We start from the raw sequence: 14,552 nt of genomic DNA on the forward strand, positions 1-14,552 counted from the left end.
GAACCTCTGATGATTGACGGGAACACCGCTGGGCCGACCACCGTGCAAGCGCCACAAAAAGACGCGCATATGCGTCAGGTGCGGAAATTGCTGGCCTTCGGGACAGTCGCCATGGCCGCGATCGTCACGGCAACCGCCTATTTGGTGGGCACGGCCTTCCTCGTAGCCAGCGTGACCGCCTGGGTCTTCGCCTCAGCCGCTCTGCTCGGGTGGCGGATGCGCGACCGGCGGCGCGGCAACACCATCCTCGCGCAAGGGGTGATCGGTCAGGCCGTGGCCCTCACCGCCGCGCTCTCCGGGCATCCGTGGCAAATCGATGCCCACCTCTCGTTTTTCGCACTGATGGCCGTGCTGATCGTGATGGTCGACACCCGCGCGATCTTCTTCGCGGCGGCGACCATCGTGGTCCATCACCTTGCGCTCTCGGTTCTGATGCCCAGCCTGATCTATCCCAGCGCGGATATCTGGGAAAATGTCACGCGCTCGCTTTTCCACGGCGCGACCGTCGCCATCGAAACTGCGGTGCTCGTCTATGCCGTGCTCAACCGCCGCCGTATGGAAAGCTCGATGGAAGAGCGTATGGCAGAGGCGATCGACGCCACCGCCCAAGCCGACGAAGCCCGTCGCCAAGCGGAGGGGGAGACCACGCGCGCCCAGCAGATGCAGGACGCCGCCAGCGAGGCCGCCCAAAAGGCAGAGGCGCTGCGCATCGATGCCGAACGCAACGCGCGTGAGGTCGAAGAAGCGACCCGCCTCGCCCGTCTGGCCGAAGAAGATCTCGCCCAGGAACGCGCCGAAACCACAGCACGCCAGACCCGCGTCGTCGAAGCGCTCGAAATCGCGCTGCAACAACTCTCACGCAAGGACCTCAAGGCCCGGCTCGGCGGGGTCGATGCGGATTACGCGGGGCTGGCCGTCAATTTCAACACGGCGATCGAGCAGCTCGAAGGCGCCATCGCCCTCGTCACCGGCCACAGCGTCGACATCCGCCAACAAATCGGCGAGATCAGCGCTGCCTCGGCCGCGCTCTCGACCCGAGCCGAGAAGCAATCGGGCACCCTTGCCGATGCGGCCGCCTCGCTCAACGAATTGACCTCCTCGGTGCAATCGGGCGCGAAAATGGCAGCCGAGGCCGCGAGTGCCGCCAGCAATGCGGAAACCGTCGCCAAGGAAAGCGCTGCGGTGGTCAGCGAGTCGATCCGCGCGATGAACGAAATCGAAACCAGTTCGAAGCAGATCGAGCGCATCACCTCGGTGATCGACGATATCGCTTTCCAGACCAACCTGCTCGCTCTAAACGCCGGCGTGGAGGCTGCCCGCGCAGGTGAGGCCGGTCGCGGCTTCGCCGTCGTCGCCTCTGAAGTGCGCGACCTCGCACAGCGCTCCTCCGCCTCCGCAAAAGAGATCACCGCACTGATCGAAGCCTCGGGCCAACAGGTCAGCACCGGCGTCGAACTGGTCAGCAAAACCGTCGCCTCGCTCGAAGGCATCGTAAAATCGGTCGAAGAGATTTCGCAGCGCGTCGCCCAGATGGCCCGCTCGTCCGAGGAACAGTCCCGCACCCTCGCGGCGATCAACGGCTCGGTCGAACAGCTCGACCACGCCACCCGCCAGAATGTCGCGATGTTCGAAGAAACCACTGCCGCGAGCAGAATGCTCGACGACCTCGCCGAGGCCCTGCGTGAAGCCGTGACGCAATTCTCGACCTCTCCCGCTGTGATGGAGGACCGAGAAGCGCTTCCGCGGGCGAGCTGACGACTACCCCCGGCTCAATAGCCGGAGCGCCCGACCTGCCAGCGGCGAAGACCATGCCGCTTGCCGACGCCCGCGACGCGGCAAGTCGATCGCGTTGGGCAGCGAACCGGATAGGACTGCGTGCGAAATGCCTACCGCGATAAAAAAGCCGGCGCGGTGAGGCGCCGGCTTTCTTGGTGGTCTTTGTCATCGAGCCTTACGAGGCCGGCACCACGTAGACGATCGCACGGCTATCAGGGTTCACGAAGACTGTGTTGTCATTGATGTTGCCATAGGCATAGGTGCTGTCCGGCACCGGCGTCAGCGTCACCACGTCCGGAATGACCTTGCCGGTCTCGACGTCACCCTCGAGATAAACCGGCGCGACGGGGTGCTTCTCGACCCAGGTGATCGTAGTGGGCTCGGGCTTGGCCGCAGCGCCCACCCCGGCGGAACCGATCAGCGCGCCGACCACGGCGCCCACGGGACCACCCACGGCCGCACCGGCTGCGCCACCAGCAGCCGCACCGGTCAGCGCCGCAGCGCCCTGGCCATCCTTATTGGCGTTATCGCCCGGGACTTGGATCTGGTTCACGGTGACCGATTGCGGGCCGGTCGACAAAAGCGCCATCTGGCCGTCGACCATCACACCCAGCTGGCCTGCGGGCGCATAGCCATTCATGCCATCAAAAGTCACCTGACAGATCGTGCCATCGGGCAGACAGCCTTCCACCGGGACGATGGTGCCGTCGGCGACAGTCGCGATCGTTTTCGACGAGGCCTCGACGCCGGCGTGGATATCGAACTCGCCTTGCGCGGTGGCCATCAGCGGCGGGCTGGTCTCGGCAAAAGCGGTACCGGCGATCATCGTGGTGCTGGCGGCAGCAGCGAGGATAGTTGCAAACTTGCGGGTCATTGGACTTACCTCCTTCATTACCCTGACCGCCACGAGGGACGGCCTCTCTCCGTTGTGGGGAGGGAAATGTGGAGGGGCGCCAATTCGTTCCCCCGAAATTCTATCACGGCAGCGTGATAAGGGCCGATTTCGGGGGCGCTGCGGCACTTTTCCGCTTATTCGGCGGCGGCTTTCTCCGCTTCGATCTCGGCCGATTTTTTCTCAACCAATTCAACGATATGGTCGATCATATCCGCGTTGGACTGCTTGTGATCCTGCTTGCCGGCCATGTAAACCATGCCCGATCCGGCACCACCGCCGGTAAAGCCGATATCGGTCATCAGCGCCTCGCCGGGACCGTTCACGACGCAGCCGATGATCGACAGCGAGATCGGAGTTTTGATGTGTTCGAGCCGCTCTTCCAGCTCCGCCACGGTCGCGATCACGTCGAAGCCCTGCCGCGCGCAGGACGGGCAGGAGATGATCTGCACGCCGCGGGTGCGCAGCCCCAGAGATTTCAGAATCTCGAAACCGACCTTCACCTCTTCGACCGGATCGGCCGAGAGCGAGACGCGCAGCGTGTCGCCAATGCCCATCCACAGGAGGTTGCCCAGCCCGATCGCGGATTTCACCGTGCCGGAGGTCAGCCCCCCCGCCTCGGTGATGCCAAGGTGGATCGGCGCGTCGGTCGCCTCGGCGATGCCCTGATAGGCAGCGGCGGCGAGGAACACGTCCGACGCCTTCACCGAAATCTTGTATTCGCGGAAATCGTGATCCTCGAGAATGCGGATATGGTCCATCGCGCTCTCGACCATCGCCTCGGGGCACGGCTCGCCGTATTTCTCCAGCAAGTGCCGCTCGAGCGAACCTGCGTTCACGCCGATCCGGATCGAACAGCCGTGATCCTTGGCGGCGCGCACGACCTCGGCCACGCGCTTCTCGTCGCCGATATTGCCGGGGTTGATGCGCAGGCAGGCCGCCCCCGCCTCCGCCGCCTCGATCGCGCGTTTGTAGTGGAAATGGATGTCCGCCACGATCGGCACCGGGCTCTCTCGGCAAATCTCGCGCAGGGCGCGCGTGCTGGATTCGTCCGGGGTCGAGACGCGCACGATATCCGCGCCGACATCGGCCGCGCGGATCACCTGATCGAGCGTCGCGCGCACGTCCGAGCTGTCGGTATTGGTCATCGTCTGCACCGAGATCGGCGCATCGCCCCCCACGGGGACTTTGCCGACCATGATCTGGCGAGACTTGCGGCGGTAGATATTGCGCCACGGACGGACCGGGTTGAGAGACATGCAAACGCTCCTTCGAGACCTCGGCTCCTGATACGCCAAGGCCCGCTGCGGTGCAACGGGCCGGGGCGGATCGTGATCTGCGGTTTATTGCTGGTCGGTCTGGGTCGGCGCGGCGGCATCGCCCGCATCGGCCACCGCGATCATCTTCGCGAGGTCCTTGTCCTGCGCGAGATTGGCGACCGGGTATTCCTCGTCTAGTGCGGCGGAGGACAGCTTGATGTTCTTCGTGACCTGACCGCGCTTGCCGACCGGGCCATGCGTCACGCCGTTGACCGCGAAATAGATCGCGCCGGATTCACCCGTGCGCATCGTCGGCGGCTCTTCGAGCTTGGGCAGCACGTAACGCTCGCCCGCATCCATGACCTTCTCGAACAGCGTCGCGCCATCGGCGGATTTGATCCGAACCCAGGACGGGCGCACGGCAAGCACGACGACATCGGGCTGATCCGCTTCGAGCGCCTTGGCGACGGCGGATTGGATATTGTTCTCGGGGCCCGCCGCCGAGGCGAGCTGCGTCCCCTGCGGCGTGTTCGGGGAGGTGCTCGGCTGGGTCAGACCGATGAGATTGGGCGTCAGGCCCGGAGCGGCCGCGCCCACGCCCTGCCCGGCCAGCGCGCCGGTCGCATTGGGGTCGATCGATGCGATCGGCCCGTCGCGCGACACCAGAACCGGCGCGTCGAGGGCCGCCGGACGGTAGATGCGCGCGGAACGCTCGGGTTGGTTGACCTCGGGCAGCGTGTCGTCGGCCTGCGCCATCTCCGGCCCGTCCTTGACCGAATCGAGCGGGTCGAGATCGGCCATCACGCCGGGCGCCTGATCCACGGGCGTCAGCTGCACGCGCTGCACTTCCTGCAGCACGGTCCAACCACCATAGCCGATACCGCCACCGATCAGCGCCAGCACGAAGAGCGCACCGACGGCACGGGGCTCGATCTTGGTCCAGAGCGATTCCTTGCGCGGAATGAAGGCGGGATTGGCGAGCGCCTCGGCCATGTCCTTCGGGTCGCGCTGCGGCTTCGGGCCGGAGGCGGCCTCGGACATGCCGTGGGCGGGCGAATAGCCAGCCTCGTTGCAGAAGCGCTGGAACGACCATTCCGGGTCGAGACCGAGATAGCGCGCGTAGGAGCGCACATAGCCCGCGATGAAAGAGGGTGTGTCGAAAGCTTCCACGTCGCAGGCTTCGATGGCCGCGATATAGGCTGCTTTGATCCGCAATTCGCGTTGGACATCTAGGAGCGATTTGGCGAGCGTCGCCCGCTCGCCGCGCATCACATCGCCAAGACGAAGTTCGAAATCGTCGAACCCTTTAGGTTTGACTCCGTCCTCCGTCGAAGGTTTCGCCCTTCGCCCGATCATGCTGCCTGTCCCTGCCGTTTTCCCGCCTGCGTCGATTCGGAGCCAATAGCCCCTTCGATTAACAAAGGCTTATCACAAGCAAGCGAGCCGCGCACGCGCCTATGTGGCTTACGCGCTGGCTTCGGCGCGATTCAGCTCACAGCGCGCCCAAAGCGCATCCATGCCCTTGACCAGACCGTCGATCATACCGGTGTCGTGCACCGGCGAGGGCGTGAAGCGCAGACGCTCGGTGCCGCGCGGCACGGTCGGGAAGTTGATCGGCTGGACATAGACCCCGAACTCGTCAAGCAGCATGTCCGACAAGGCCTTGGTATGTTTGGGATCTCCGATGATCACGGGCACGATATGCGAGCCGTGGTCGATGATCGGCATACCCATGCCCTTCAGACGCATCTTGAGAATCTTCGCGTGCAACTGCTGCTTGTCGCGCAGCTCCTGACCGCCCTCGCCTTTCAGGAAGGCGATCGACGCGGCAGCGCCAGCCGCCACCGCCGGCGGGATCGAGGTGGTGAAGATGAAGCCCGGCGCATAGGAGCGCACCGCATCGACCATCTTGGCGGAAGCCGCGATATAGCCGCCGAACACGCCGAAGGCTTTGCCCAGCGTGCCGTTGAAGATGTCGATCCGGTCCATCTCGCCCAGTTTCTCGGCGATACCGGCGCCGCGCGGGCCATACATGCCCACCGCGTGCACCTCGTCGAGATAGGTCATCGCGCCGAATTCCTCGGCCAGATCGCAGATCTCGGAGATCGGGCCGAAATCGCCATCCATCGAATAGACCGACTCGAAAGCGATCAGCTTCGGCGCGGCCGGATCGTCGGCGGCCAGCAGCTCGCGCAGATGCGCGACGTCATTGTGACGGAAGACGCGCTTGGCGCCGCCGTTGCGGCGGATGCCCTCGATCATCGAGGCGTGGTTCAGCTCGTCGGAATAGATGATGAGACCGGGGAACAGCTTGGGCAGCGTGCTCAGCGTCGCGTCATTCGCGATATAGGCCGAGGAGAAGACCAGCGCGGCCTCTTTGCCGTGCAGATCGGCGATCTCATGCTCCAGTCGCTTGTGATAGACCGTCGTGCCCGAGATGTTGCGCGTGCCGCCCGAACCTGCGCCGGTGGCGTCCAGCGCCTCGTGCATCGCGGCCAGCACGACCGGATGCTGGCCCATGCCCAGATAGTCGTTGCCGCACCAGATGGTGATGTCCTGCTTCGACCCGTCCGGCTTGGTCCAGACGGCATGGGGAAAATTACCCTTCTCGCGCTCGATGTCGATGAAGACGCGATAGCGGCCTTCCTCGTGCAGCTTGTCAATCGCCTGATCGAGTGCGCGGTCGTAATCCATCTCGTGCTTCCCTTGCATGACTGTTCGCTGGGTCTGCCCTACCGGGCACCACAAAGCGCGACATTGATAAATGTCAAATTCCTCTCCCTGAAGGGCAAAAATGTCGCAAATAGTCATGAAAAGCAAACATTCAATTTTCGCAATTTGTCGCGCCCTCGCGTCACCCCCTCTGGACAGTGCCGCGCGCAGCCCTAGGCTGAGGCCAAAATAAAGGAGGCCTGCATGGCACTGAACGAGGTTCTCACCGAAATCGATAGCGGCCTGGATGCCGCGATGGACCGTCTTTTCGAGCTGCTGAAAATCCGCTCGATCTCGACCGATCCGGCCTATCGCGAAGAGACCCACGAAGCTGCGGAATGGCTCGTCAAGGAATTGAAATCGCTGGGCTTCGACGCCGAACTGCGCCCGACCACGGGTCATCCGATGGTGGTTGCGCATTCCAAGGGCGACGGCCCGCGCCTGCTGTTCTACGGCCACTATGACGTGCAGCCGGTCGACCCGCTGGAGCTGTGGAACACGCCCCCGTTCGAGCCGCAAATCGAGGACACCGAGAACGGTCGCGTCATCCGCGGTCGCGGCGCGTCCGACGACAAGGGCCAGCTGATGACCTTCATCGAGGCCTGCCGCGCCTATAAGGCCGTGAACGGCGAGCTGCCTGGCAATCTTGTGATCTTTCTTGAAGGCGAGGAAGAATCGGGCTCGCCCTCGCTGGTGCCCTTCCTCGAGAACAACCGCGAGGAGCTGACCTCCGATCTGGCGCTGATCTGCGACACCTCGATGGTCTCGCCCGGCGTGCCCTCGATCGCAGGCAGCCTGCGCGGGATGCTGAAGGAGGAATTCACCCTCCACGGGCCGCGCATCGATCTGCATTCGGGCCATTACGGCGGCCCCGCCCTGAACCCGCTGCGCGAGATTTCCAAGATCATCGCGAGCTTCCATGACGATCAGGGCCGCGTTGCGGTAGACGGCTTCTACGAGGGCGTCCACGAAGTCCCGGCCGAGCAGCTCGAAGCGTGGAAGACCTGCGGCTTCGACGAAAAGGAATACCTTCAGCACGCGGGCATGACCGTGCCGCATGGCGAGGAAGGCTATTCGGCGCTGGAGCAGCAATGGGCACGCCCGACGCTGGAGATCAACGGTCTCTGGGGCGGCTATCAGGGCGCGGGCTCGAAGACCGTGATCCCGGCCGAGGCGCATTGCAAGATCACCTGCCGCCTCGTGGGCGACATGGATCCGGCCCACGTCCGCAAGGCGCTGCGCGCCCATGTCGAGGCACGCCTGCCGGTCGATGCGCGCATCACCTGGGACGGCGATCTCGATGGCGCACCGGCCTCCGTGATGGACACGTCGCGCCCCGAATTCGAAGCCGCGCGTCAGGCGCTCTCGGACGAGTGGAACCGCGAGGCGGTGATCGTCGGCATGGGCGGTTCGATCCCGATCGGCTATTACTTCAAGTCGATCCTCGGCATGGACGCGATGCTGATCGGCTTCGCCAACGATGACGACGCGATCCACTCGCCGAACGAGAAATACGACGTCAAAAGCTTCCACAAGGGCATCCGCTCCTGGGCGCGCATCCTCGACCGGATCGCGAAATAAGCACGCCGCCGGGGGCTTCGCGCCCCTCGCATAGCGACGCTCTTGTCACCGGCCATTCGCATGCTCGCGAATGGCCGGTCTCATTTCAGGCTTTCGTCGCGCGCCGCCTGCACCGCCTGCATCCGCTCGGGCCATGTCGAACGGATGAAGCCGAGGATATCGAGGATTTGCGCGTCACTCAGCGCGCCACCGAAACCGGGCATCCCGCTCGGGAAGTCGGCAACCCCGCGCGCGGCCAGCGCCGCCGCCCCGCCCTGCTTGACGTAATCGAACAGCAAGGCGGTCTCGTGATGCCATGTGTGGCCGGTTTCGTCATGCGGCGGGGCGGGCAGGACGCCATCGGGTCCCGCCTCGCGCCAGTCCGGCTGACCTTCGAGATTGGCTCCGTGGCAGCTCGCGCAGTTCTGCGCATAAAGATCCTTGCCCGCCGCGATATCGCGCCCGTCGAGCAGACTGGAGGCGTGCGCGCCCCCTGCCCCGAGCGCGATCACGGCAGCCAAACCTATCGCCTCAATCCGCATCGTCTCTCACTCCCGATACTCGTCGTGGCACTCCTTGCAGGTCACCCCGAGCTTGAAGAGAGCAGGTCCAAGCGCCTGCCGGGACTCGATCGGCTTCGAGAGCGAGTTGGCCGCTTCCTCCAGCGCCTGCGCCTGACCGCGGAAGTCATGGAATTCGTCCCAGATCGACGGATGGGCTTCGGATTTCGGGTCCTGCGCCTCGGGCTCGAAGAGCACCGGAATCTGTCCGGCCTCGGCTTCGATCCGGGTGATCGCGCGACGGACCTTCTCGGCTTCGAAGTCTCTCTCGCCCTTCGCCATCGTGCTCAGAAGCTTCATCTCGGTCCCGAGCCGCTTCATGCCTTCCATCCGTGCGAGAACCTGCGGATCCTCCACCCCGCCATGGGCGAGCGCCATCGGCGCCCAGCCGAGCAGGAACAGGGTCGTCATCAGGGGTTGTCTCATCTTCACTCCTTTCATCGGAAACTCAGGTCACGTCGATCCAGGACGACATGCCTGCCGCCGCATGGGCGAGCATGTGGCAGTGCAAAAGCCACTTGCCCGGATTGTCGGCGGTGAACGCGACCTCGTGGCTGCGTCCGGCAAAGGTCAGCACCGTGTCGCGCATCGGGCCGAGGCTTCCATCCTCGAGCACCTCGCGGAAATGCATCCCGTGCAGGTGCATCGCATGCGGGAAGGCGGTGTCGTTGACGAAGCGCAGCCGCACCGGCTCGCCCTGTGACAGCCGCGCAAACGGCGCATCCCCCGGCCCGGCCTTGCCGGCGAGCGTCCAGAAATTGCCGCTCTGCATCAGGCTCTGCATCTGGCTGCGCGACATCCGGCCCATCGCGCCGCCTTCGATCTTCATCTCCAGCGGGCGGGCCTGCGTCAGATCGGTCGGGGCCATGTTCGGATTGGGCGGCAAAGGCGCAGGCGCGTCGCGCCGCGAGCGGCTCGCCTCCCCGGAAATCTCGAACGCGACCTGGCTGTGCCATTGGTCGTCATTGCCCAACCGCTCGATCGCCGCCTGAGCCCCGTCGCCGGTCACATCGACGATCAGTTCGATGCGTTGCGCGGGCGCGAGGACCAGTTCGTCGGGAATGGGCTCCGGCGCGGGCAGCGGCATCCCGTCCAGCGCCACCTGCCAGCCCGAGAGCCCGGTCAGCCGCAGCACGAAAATCCGCGCATTGGCGGCGTTGATCAGGCGCAGCCGCAACCGCTCGTGGCGTTTCGCCTTCAGGGTCAGGGCGTAATGCCCGTTGGTCCCGACCAGATTGCCGAAGCGCCCACCGTGGCTGAGGTCCATCGGATGGGTGAAATCCGGCTCCAGCTGCGCGGTATCGGGATCGAGCAGCCAATCGTCGAGCAGCAGAACCTCGTCGCGATCGACATCCGGCGCCTCTGACTCCTCGATGATCAGCGCACCGGAGAGGCCGCGCGCGACCTGCTCCATCGAGTTCGTATGCGCGTGATACCAATAGGTGCCCGCATCCGGCACAACGAAATCATAGTCGAAGGTCTGGCCGGGCGGCACCGCGTCCTGCGTCAGCCCCGCCACGCCATCCATCGCATTGTCGATGCGGATGCCGTGCCAATGCACCGAGCTTGGCACGTCGAGCTTGTTGACGAAGCGGCGTTGCAGGCGCGCGCCCTGCGGCACCCGCAGCTGCGGCCCCGGCAACGTACCGTCATAGGACCAGACCTCGGTTTGCGGATAGCCCTCGGGGGCGATCTGGGCCATGGCGCGCTGCGCGGTCAGCGGCGTCGGGGCAGTCTGTGCGCTGCCCATGCGCGCGGTCAGCGCCGTGGCCCCCATTCCGGCAAGGATCGCGCGGCGGGTCAGTTGGAAATTCTGCATCTCACTCGATCCCGTTCGCGCGCTGCAATTCGCGCACGTAAGTGACGATATTGGCGACATCGCCACGGGTCAGACCTTCCTGCGGGGGCATGTTGCCGAACTTCCAGTGATGCGCGCGCACGCCCGCCTGAACGGCGGCCTGGAAGGCCATGTCGCCGTGATGGGACGGCTCGTAGATTTTATGAACAAGGGGCGGGCCGAAGCCCATCTTGCCGGTGGCATTCGCGCCGTGACAGGTCGCACAGGTCGCGTCGAAAGCGCGTTTGCCCATCTGGGCCTGTTCGGTCAGGGAGGTCGGCAAGGTGACGGCGACGAGCGGATCGCCTTTGGCGGGCGTGGCCGCCTCGGCCTCACTAGCGGTGTCGGGCTGCATCACGAGCCAACCGCCCGCAGCGAGGGCCGCGACGACAGCGGCAGAGAGAATATAGCGTTTCATGGAGTATCCTGTTCGATCATGCGCCCGGATGGCGGACGCGACAGACGAGCCCCCCTCAGGGGCCAGTGACGGTGTGATCGATCAGATACGCGGTGGCGGAAGGTCGAGCTGCGGCTCATGCGCCAATGGCGCGGGCGTCTCCGCAGGCAGGAGCGTCACGGACAGGTCCGCCCGGCTCAGCGAGAATTCCGGCGCAAAGTCCAGCGTGGCCGAGACCATCATCTGCGCATGGGGGCAGGTCTTGTCCTGCATCGGCCCCGCATCGTGATGGCTGTCGGGACAGGCGGCACAATCGCTGACGGTGATTGCGTCCATCGCATCCATCGCACGCGCATGGGTCATCGCGGCAGCGGGCGCGCCCAACTGCGAAAGACCGATCAAACAGACCAGCCCGATGACAACGATATGCAGCGCTTTGCGCATGGCTCTCCCGGTTCTCCCTGCCCTCTATCTGGTGGGCTCTGGCGCGGCTGTCAATTCCCGCGCTGCCCCATCAGGTCGTCGAGGATCGCACAATCGGGGGCATCGTCGCCATGACATTGCGCGATAAGACGTTGGAGTTGCGCCTCCAATGCATTGAGAGAGGCGATCTTTTCTCGCACCGCTTCGAGGTTTTGCTGCGCGAGCGCGCGCACATCGCGACTGGCCCGCCCCTCATCGGCGCTCAAGCTGAGCAGGCGGCGACATTCCTCGAGCGAGAACCCAAGGTGTCGCGCCTGCGCCAGAAGCCGCAACTGCTCCACGCAAGCCTCGGAGAAATCGCGATAGCCATTCGCGCGCCTGTCCGGCGTGACGAGGCCGATCTCCTCGTAATAGCGGATTGTCTTGACCGGCAGCCCGGTCTGCGTCGCGGCGGTTCCGATATTCATCTGCATAGGCCTCCTGCGCCCAATATAAACCTTCCAGCCACTGGAGGCAAAAGTCACGCTCACGTGAAGCGTGCGGGAACATAGGGACGCGGTGCGGGGTTGAAGAAAAGATCAGCAAATCTCTTGACCCTCCATCTACTGGAAGCCCTATCTGGTCGAGCGAAGTTGCCGAAAGGATGAACGGATGACATCGCAACACGCCCACAACGAGACCCACGACACGCAGGAGACGGCGGACGCGATCACGCGCGACCCGGTCTGCGGAATGACGGTCGACCCGAATGCCGAAAAGCCCAGTGCCGAGCATGACGGCCATCGCTACCACTTCTGCTCGCAAGGCTGTCACGACAAGTTCGTGGCCAAGCCCAATGACTACATCAAGGCCACCGATCCGGTCTGCGGGATGTCGGTCGAGCGCGCGACCGCGAAATATATGGCCAAGCTCGATGGCGAGCGGTTCTATTTCTGCTCCGAAGGCTGCCAGCACAAGTTCGAAGCCCGGCCCGAGGATTATCTGGGCGTTCGCCCTGCCGCCAAGGCGATGCCCGAGGGCACGCAATATACCTGCCCGATGCATCCCGAGATCGTCGAGGACAAGCCCGGCGATTGCCCGAAATGCGGCATGGCGCTGGAGCCGATGAGCCCCAGTGCCGATAGCGGCCCGAACCCCGAGCTGGTCGATTTCCGGCGCAGGCTCTGGATCATGGGGCCGCTCGCGGCCGCCGTCTTCGTGCTGGAGATGGGCGCGCATATCGGGCTGCCTGTCGCGGACTGGATCGGGCCGAAAGCCTTCCTCTGGCTGCAATTCGCGCTGGCGACCCCGGTGCTGTGGTTCGCACGGCCCTTCTTCGTGCGCGGCTGGAAATCGGTCGTGAATGTCTCGCCCAACATGTGGACGCTGATCGCTTTGGGTACGCTCGCGGCCTATCTGTTCTCGCTCGCGGGGCTTCTGGTGCCGGGTATCTTCCCCGCCGAGATGCTCAATGAGCACGGCCTGCCGTCGGTCTATTTCGAGGCCTCGGCGGTGATCCTCGTGCTGGTTCTGGTCGGGCAGATCATGGAGCTGACGGCACGCGAGAAGACCGGTGACGCGATCCGCGCGCTGATGGACCTCGCGCCGAAAACCGCGCGCCGCGTGGGGGAAAATGGCGAGGAAGACGTGCCCCTCGATCAGGTGCAGACGGGCGACAAGCTCCGCGTGCGCCCGGGCGAGACCGTGCCGGTGGATGGCGTGGTCACGGAAGGCTCCTCTGCCATCGACGAGAGCATGATCACCGGCGAGCCGGTCCCGGTCGAGAAAACCCAGGGCGAGCCGGTCACCGGCGGCACGCTGAACAAGCAGGGCAGCTTCGTGATGGAGGCGCAGGCCGTGGGGGCGGAAACCACCCTTTCGCGCATCGTCGAGATGGTCGGCAAGGCGCAGCGCTCGCGCGCGCCGATCCAGGGGCTGGCCGACCGTGTGTCGCTTTACTTCGTGCCCGCGGTGGTGATCTGCGCCATCCTCGCCTTCATCGCATGGCTGGCCTTCGGCCCCGCGCCGGCTCTGGGCTATGCGACCGTGGCCGCAGTCTCGGTCCTGATCATCGCGTGCCCCTGCGCCTTGGGTCTCGCCACGCCGATGTCGGTGATGGTCGGCACCGGACGCGGCGCAAGCGCAGGCGTGCTGATCCGCGACGCCGAGGCGCTGGAACGCTTCGCCAAGGTCGACACGCTGATCGTCGACAAGACCGGCACGCTGACCGAGGGCAAGCCCGCACTGACCGATGTGATCGCGGACGGGGCCTCCGAGGACGAGGTCAAATCCCTCGCCGCCGCGCTGGAACGCGGGTCGGAACACCCGCTGGCCGAGGCCATCGTGCAAGGGGCGGAAGATGCGCCCAAACTGGACGCCGTAGGCTTCGAGGCGGTGACCGGCAAGGGCGTCACCGGCCACGTCGACGGTGCGCAGATCGCGCTCGGCAATGCGGCGCTGATGGAGCAGATCGGCGCGGATGTCTCCGCTCAATCCGAGACGGTCGAGCGCCTGCAATCGGACGGCAAAACCGCGATGTATCTCGCCCGCGACCGCAAGGTGATTGGGGTGATCGCGGTGGCCGACCGGATCAAGGAGACCACGGCGGACGCCATTCGCGCGCTCCACGAGGAAGGCCTGCGGATCGTCATGGCCACGGGCGACAGCGAAGGCACCGCGCGGGCCGTCGCGCGTGAGCTGGGCATCGACGAGGTCCATGCCGGGGTCTCGCCCGAGGACAAGGCCGCGCTGGTCGAGAAACTGCGCAAGGACGGCGCTTCAATCGCGATGGCGGGCGACGGCGTCAATGACGCACCTGCGCTGGCCGCTGCCGATGTCGGCATCGCCATGGGCACCGGCGCCGATGTCGCGGTGGAAAGCGCCGGGCTCACGCTGGTCAAGGGCGACCTGACCGGCATCGTCCGCGCGCGCCGTCTGGCCGAGGGCGTGATGCGCAACATCCGTCAGAACCTGTTCTTCGCCTTCGCCTATAACACCGCGGGCGTGCCTATCGCGGCCGGCGTGCTCTACCCCGTCTTCGGCGTGCTGCTCTCGCCGGTAATCGCGGCGCTCGCGATGAGCTTCTCGTCGGTGTCGGTGATCGGCAACGCGTTGCGGCTGCGGAGGCTGAAGCTGTGACATCCCCGATGAAAGATGG

General features: G+C 65.1%; 13 protein-coding genes. 3 read left to right on the forward strand and 10 right to left on the reverse strand.

Features of this window, described 5'->3' with window-relative positions; genetic code table 11:
• The first annotated feature begins 9 nt into the window (after positions 1 to 9).
• Positions 10 to 1,755: a methyl-accepting chemotaxis protein gene (locus tag AXZ77_RS11260; protein ID WP_141536262.1), complete on the forward strand. Its 1,746-nt coding sequence runs from the start codon at positions 10 to 12 to the stop codon at positions 1,753 to 1,755.
• 196 nt (positions 1,756 to 1,951) lie between these two features.
• On the opposite strand, the gene AXZ77_RS11265 is transcribed toward AXZ77_RS11260, so the two are convergent.
• The 4 genes from AXZ77_RS11265 to hemA all read right to left on the reverse strand — a co-directional run bounded on the left by AXZ77_RS11265 (position 1,952) and on the right by hemA (position 6,621).
• The gene (locus tag AXZ77_RS11265; RefSeq protein ID WP_098411227.1) at positions 1,952 to 2,650 is read right to left on the reverse strand and encodes a DUF1236 domain-containing protein; all 699 of its coding nucleotides are present in this window, start codon (positions 2,648 to 2,650) and stop codon (positions 1,952 to 1,954) included.
• Positions 2,651 to 2,805: 155 nt separating this feature from the next.
• Complete coding sequence (ispG, locus tag AXZ77_RS11270) at positions 2,806 to 3,927, reverse strand: flavodoxin-dependent (E)-4-hydroxy-3-methylbut-2-enyl-diphosphate synthase (protein WP_098411228.1); 1,122 nt, start codon at positions 3,925 to 3,927, stop codon at positions 2,806 to 2,808.
• 84 nt (positions 3,928 to 4,011) lie between these two features.
• Positions 4,012 to 5,283 (reverse strand): helix-turn-helix domain-containing protein, encoded by a 1,272-nt coding sequence (locus AXZ77_RS11275; protein ID WP_098411229.1) that lies wholly within the window; start codon positions 5,281 to 5,283, stop codon positions 4,012 to 4,014.
• Positions 5,284 to 5,391: 108 nt separating this feature from the next.
• Complete coding sequence (hemA, locus tag AXZ77_RS11280; RefSeq protein ID WP_098411230.1) at positions 5,392 to 6,621, reverse strand: 5-aminolevulinate synthase; 1,230 nt, start codon at positions 6,619 to 6,621, stop codon at positions 5,392 to 5,394.
• Positions 6,622 to 6,843: 222 nt separating this feature from the next.
• Here hemA and AXZ77_RS11285 point away from each other — a divergent pair, with 222 nt between their 5' ends.
• Positions 6,844 to 8,220, forward strand: coding sequence for a dipeptidase (locus AXZ77_RS11285; RefSeq protein WP_078520970.1), 1,377 nt, complete (start codon positions 6,844 to 6,846; stop codon positions 8,218 to 8,220).
• 80 nt (positions 8,221 to 8,300) lie between these two features.
• Here the strand turns inward: AXZ77_RS11285 and AXZ77_RS11290 are convergent, their stop codons facing one another.
• The 6 genes from AXZ77_RS11290 to AXZ77_RS11315 all read right to left on the reverse strand — a co-directional run bounded on the left by AXZ77_RS11290 (position 8,301) and on the right by AXZ77_RS11315 (position 11,883).
• Entirely contained in the window at positions 8,301 to 8,741 is a 441-nt protein-coding gene (locus AXZ77_RS11290) for a cytochrome c (protein ID WP_098411231.1), read from the reverse strand.
• Between the two features lie 6 nt (positions 8,742 to 8,747).
• Positions 8,748 to 9,185: a cytochrome c gene (locus AXZ77_RS11295; protein ID WP_176536026.1), complete on the reverse strand. Its 438-nt coding sequence runs from the start codon at positions 9,183 to 9,185 to the stop codon at positions 8,748 to 8,750.
• A gap of 22 nt (positions 9,186 to 9,207) precedes the next feature.
• Complete coding sequence (locus AXZ77_RS11300) at positions 9,208 to 10,578, reverse strand: multicopper oxidase family protein (RefSeq protein ID WP_098411233.1); 1,371 nt, start codon at positions 10,576 to 10,578, stop codon at positions 9,208 to 9,210.
• 1 nt (position 10,579) lies between these two features.
• Complete coding sequence (locus AXZ77_RS11305) at positions 10,580 to 11,014, reverse strand: cytochrome c (RefSeq protein WP_098411234.1); 435 nt, start codon at positions 11,012 to 11,014, stop codon at positions 10,580 to 10,582.
• Positions 11,015 to 11,095: 81 nt separating this feature from the next.
• Positions 11,096 to 11,437, reverse strand: a complete 342-nt coding sequence (locus AXZ77_RS11310) for a hypothetical protein (protein WP_098411235.1) — start codon at positions 11,435 to 11,437, stop codon at positions 11,096 to 11,098.
• A gap of 50 nt (positions 11,438 to 11,487) precedes the next feature.
• Complete coding sequence (locus AXZ77_RS11315) at positions 11,488 to 11,883, reverse strand: MerR family transcriptional regulator (RefSeq protein ID WP_078540382.1); 396 nt, start codon at positions 11,881 to 11,883, stop codon at positions 11,488 to 11,490.
• 184 nt (positions 11,884 to 12,067) lie between these two features.
• Here AXZ77_RS11315 and AXZ77_RS11320 point away from each other — a divergent pair, with 184 nt between their 5' ends.
• Positions 12,068 to 14,533 (forward strand): heavy metal translocating P-type ATPase, encoded by a 2,466-nt coding sequence (locus AXZ77_RS11320; protein ID WP_098411236.1) that lies wholly within the window; start codon positions 12,068 to 12,070, stop codon positions 14,531 to 14,533.
• Positions 14,534 to 14,552: the final 19 nt, after the last annotated feature.

This window comes from Thioclava sp. ES.031 (assembly GCF_002563775.1).
Lineage (GTDB): Bacteria > Pseudomonadota > Alphaproteobacteria > Rhodobacterales > Rhodobacteraceae > Thioclava.

Excerpts from the sequence above, each read along its gene's own strand:
- AXZ77_RS11290 (WP_098411231.1), bottom strand. The coding sequence starts at position 8,741 with ATGCGGATTGAGGCGATAGGTTTGGCTGCCGTGATCGCGCTCGGGGCA.
- AXZ77_RS11275 (WP_098411229.1), bottom strand. The coding sequence starts at position 5,283 with ATGATCGGGCGAAGGGCGAAACCTTCGACGGAGGACGGAGTCAAACCT.
- AXZ77_RS11310 (WP_098411235.1), bottom strand. The coding sequence starts at position 11,437 with ATGCGCAAAGCGCTGCATATCGTTGTCATCGGGCTGGTCTGTTTGATC.
- AXZ77_RS11265 (WP_098411227.1), bottom strand. The coding sequence starts at position 2,650 with ATGACCCGCAAGTTTGCAACTATCCTCGCTGCTGCCGCCAGCACCACG.
- AXZ77_RS11285 (WP_078520970.1), top strand. The coding sequence starts at position 6,844 with ATGGCACTGAACGAGGTTCTCACCGAAATCGATAGCGGCCTGGATGCC.
- ispG (WP_098411228.1), bottom strand. The coding sequence starts at position 3,927 with ATGTCTCTCAACCCGGTCCGTCCGTGGCGCAATATCTACCGCCGCAAG.
- AXZ77_RS11315 (WP_078540382.1), bottom strand. The coding sequence starts at position 11,883 with ATGAATATCGGAACCGCCGCGACGCAGACCGGGCTGCCGGTCAAGACA.
- hemA (WP_098411230.1), bottom strand. The coding sequence starts at position 6,621 with ATGGATTACGACCGCGCACTCGATCAGGCGATTGACAAGCTGCACGAG.
- AXZ77_RS11320 (WP_098411236.1), top strand. The coding sequence starts at position 12,068 with ATGACATCGCAACACGCCCACAACGAGACCCACGACACGCAGGAGACG.
- AXZ77_RS11260 (WP_141536262.1), top strand. The coding sequence starts at position 10 with ATGATTGACGGGAACACCGCTGGGCCGACCACCGTGCAAGCGCCACAA.
- AXZ77_RS11305 (WP_098411234.1), bottom strand. The coding sequence starts at position 11,014 with ATGAAACGCTATATTCTCTCTGCCGCTGTCGTCGCGGCCCTCGCTGCG.
- AXZ77_RS11295 (WP_176536026.1), bottom strand. The coding sequence starts at position 9,185 with ATGAGACAACCCCTGATGACGACCCTGTTCCTGCTCGGCTGGGCGCCG.
- AXZ77_RS11300 (WP_098411233.1), bottom strand. The coding sequence starts at position 10,578 with ATGCAGAATTTCCAACTGACCCGCCGCGCGATCCTTGCCGGAATGGGG.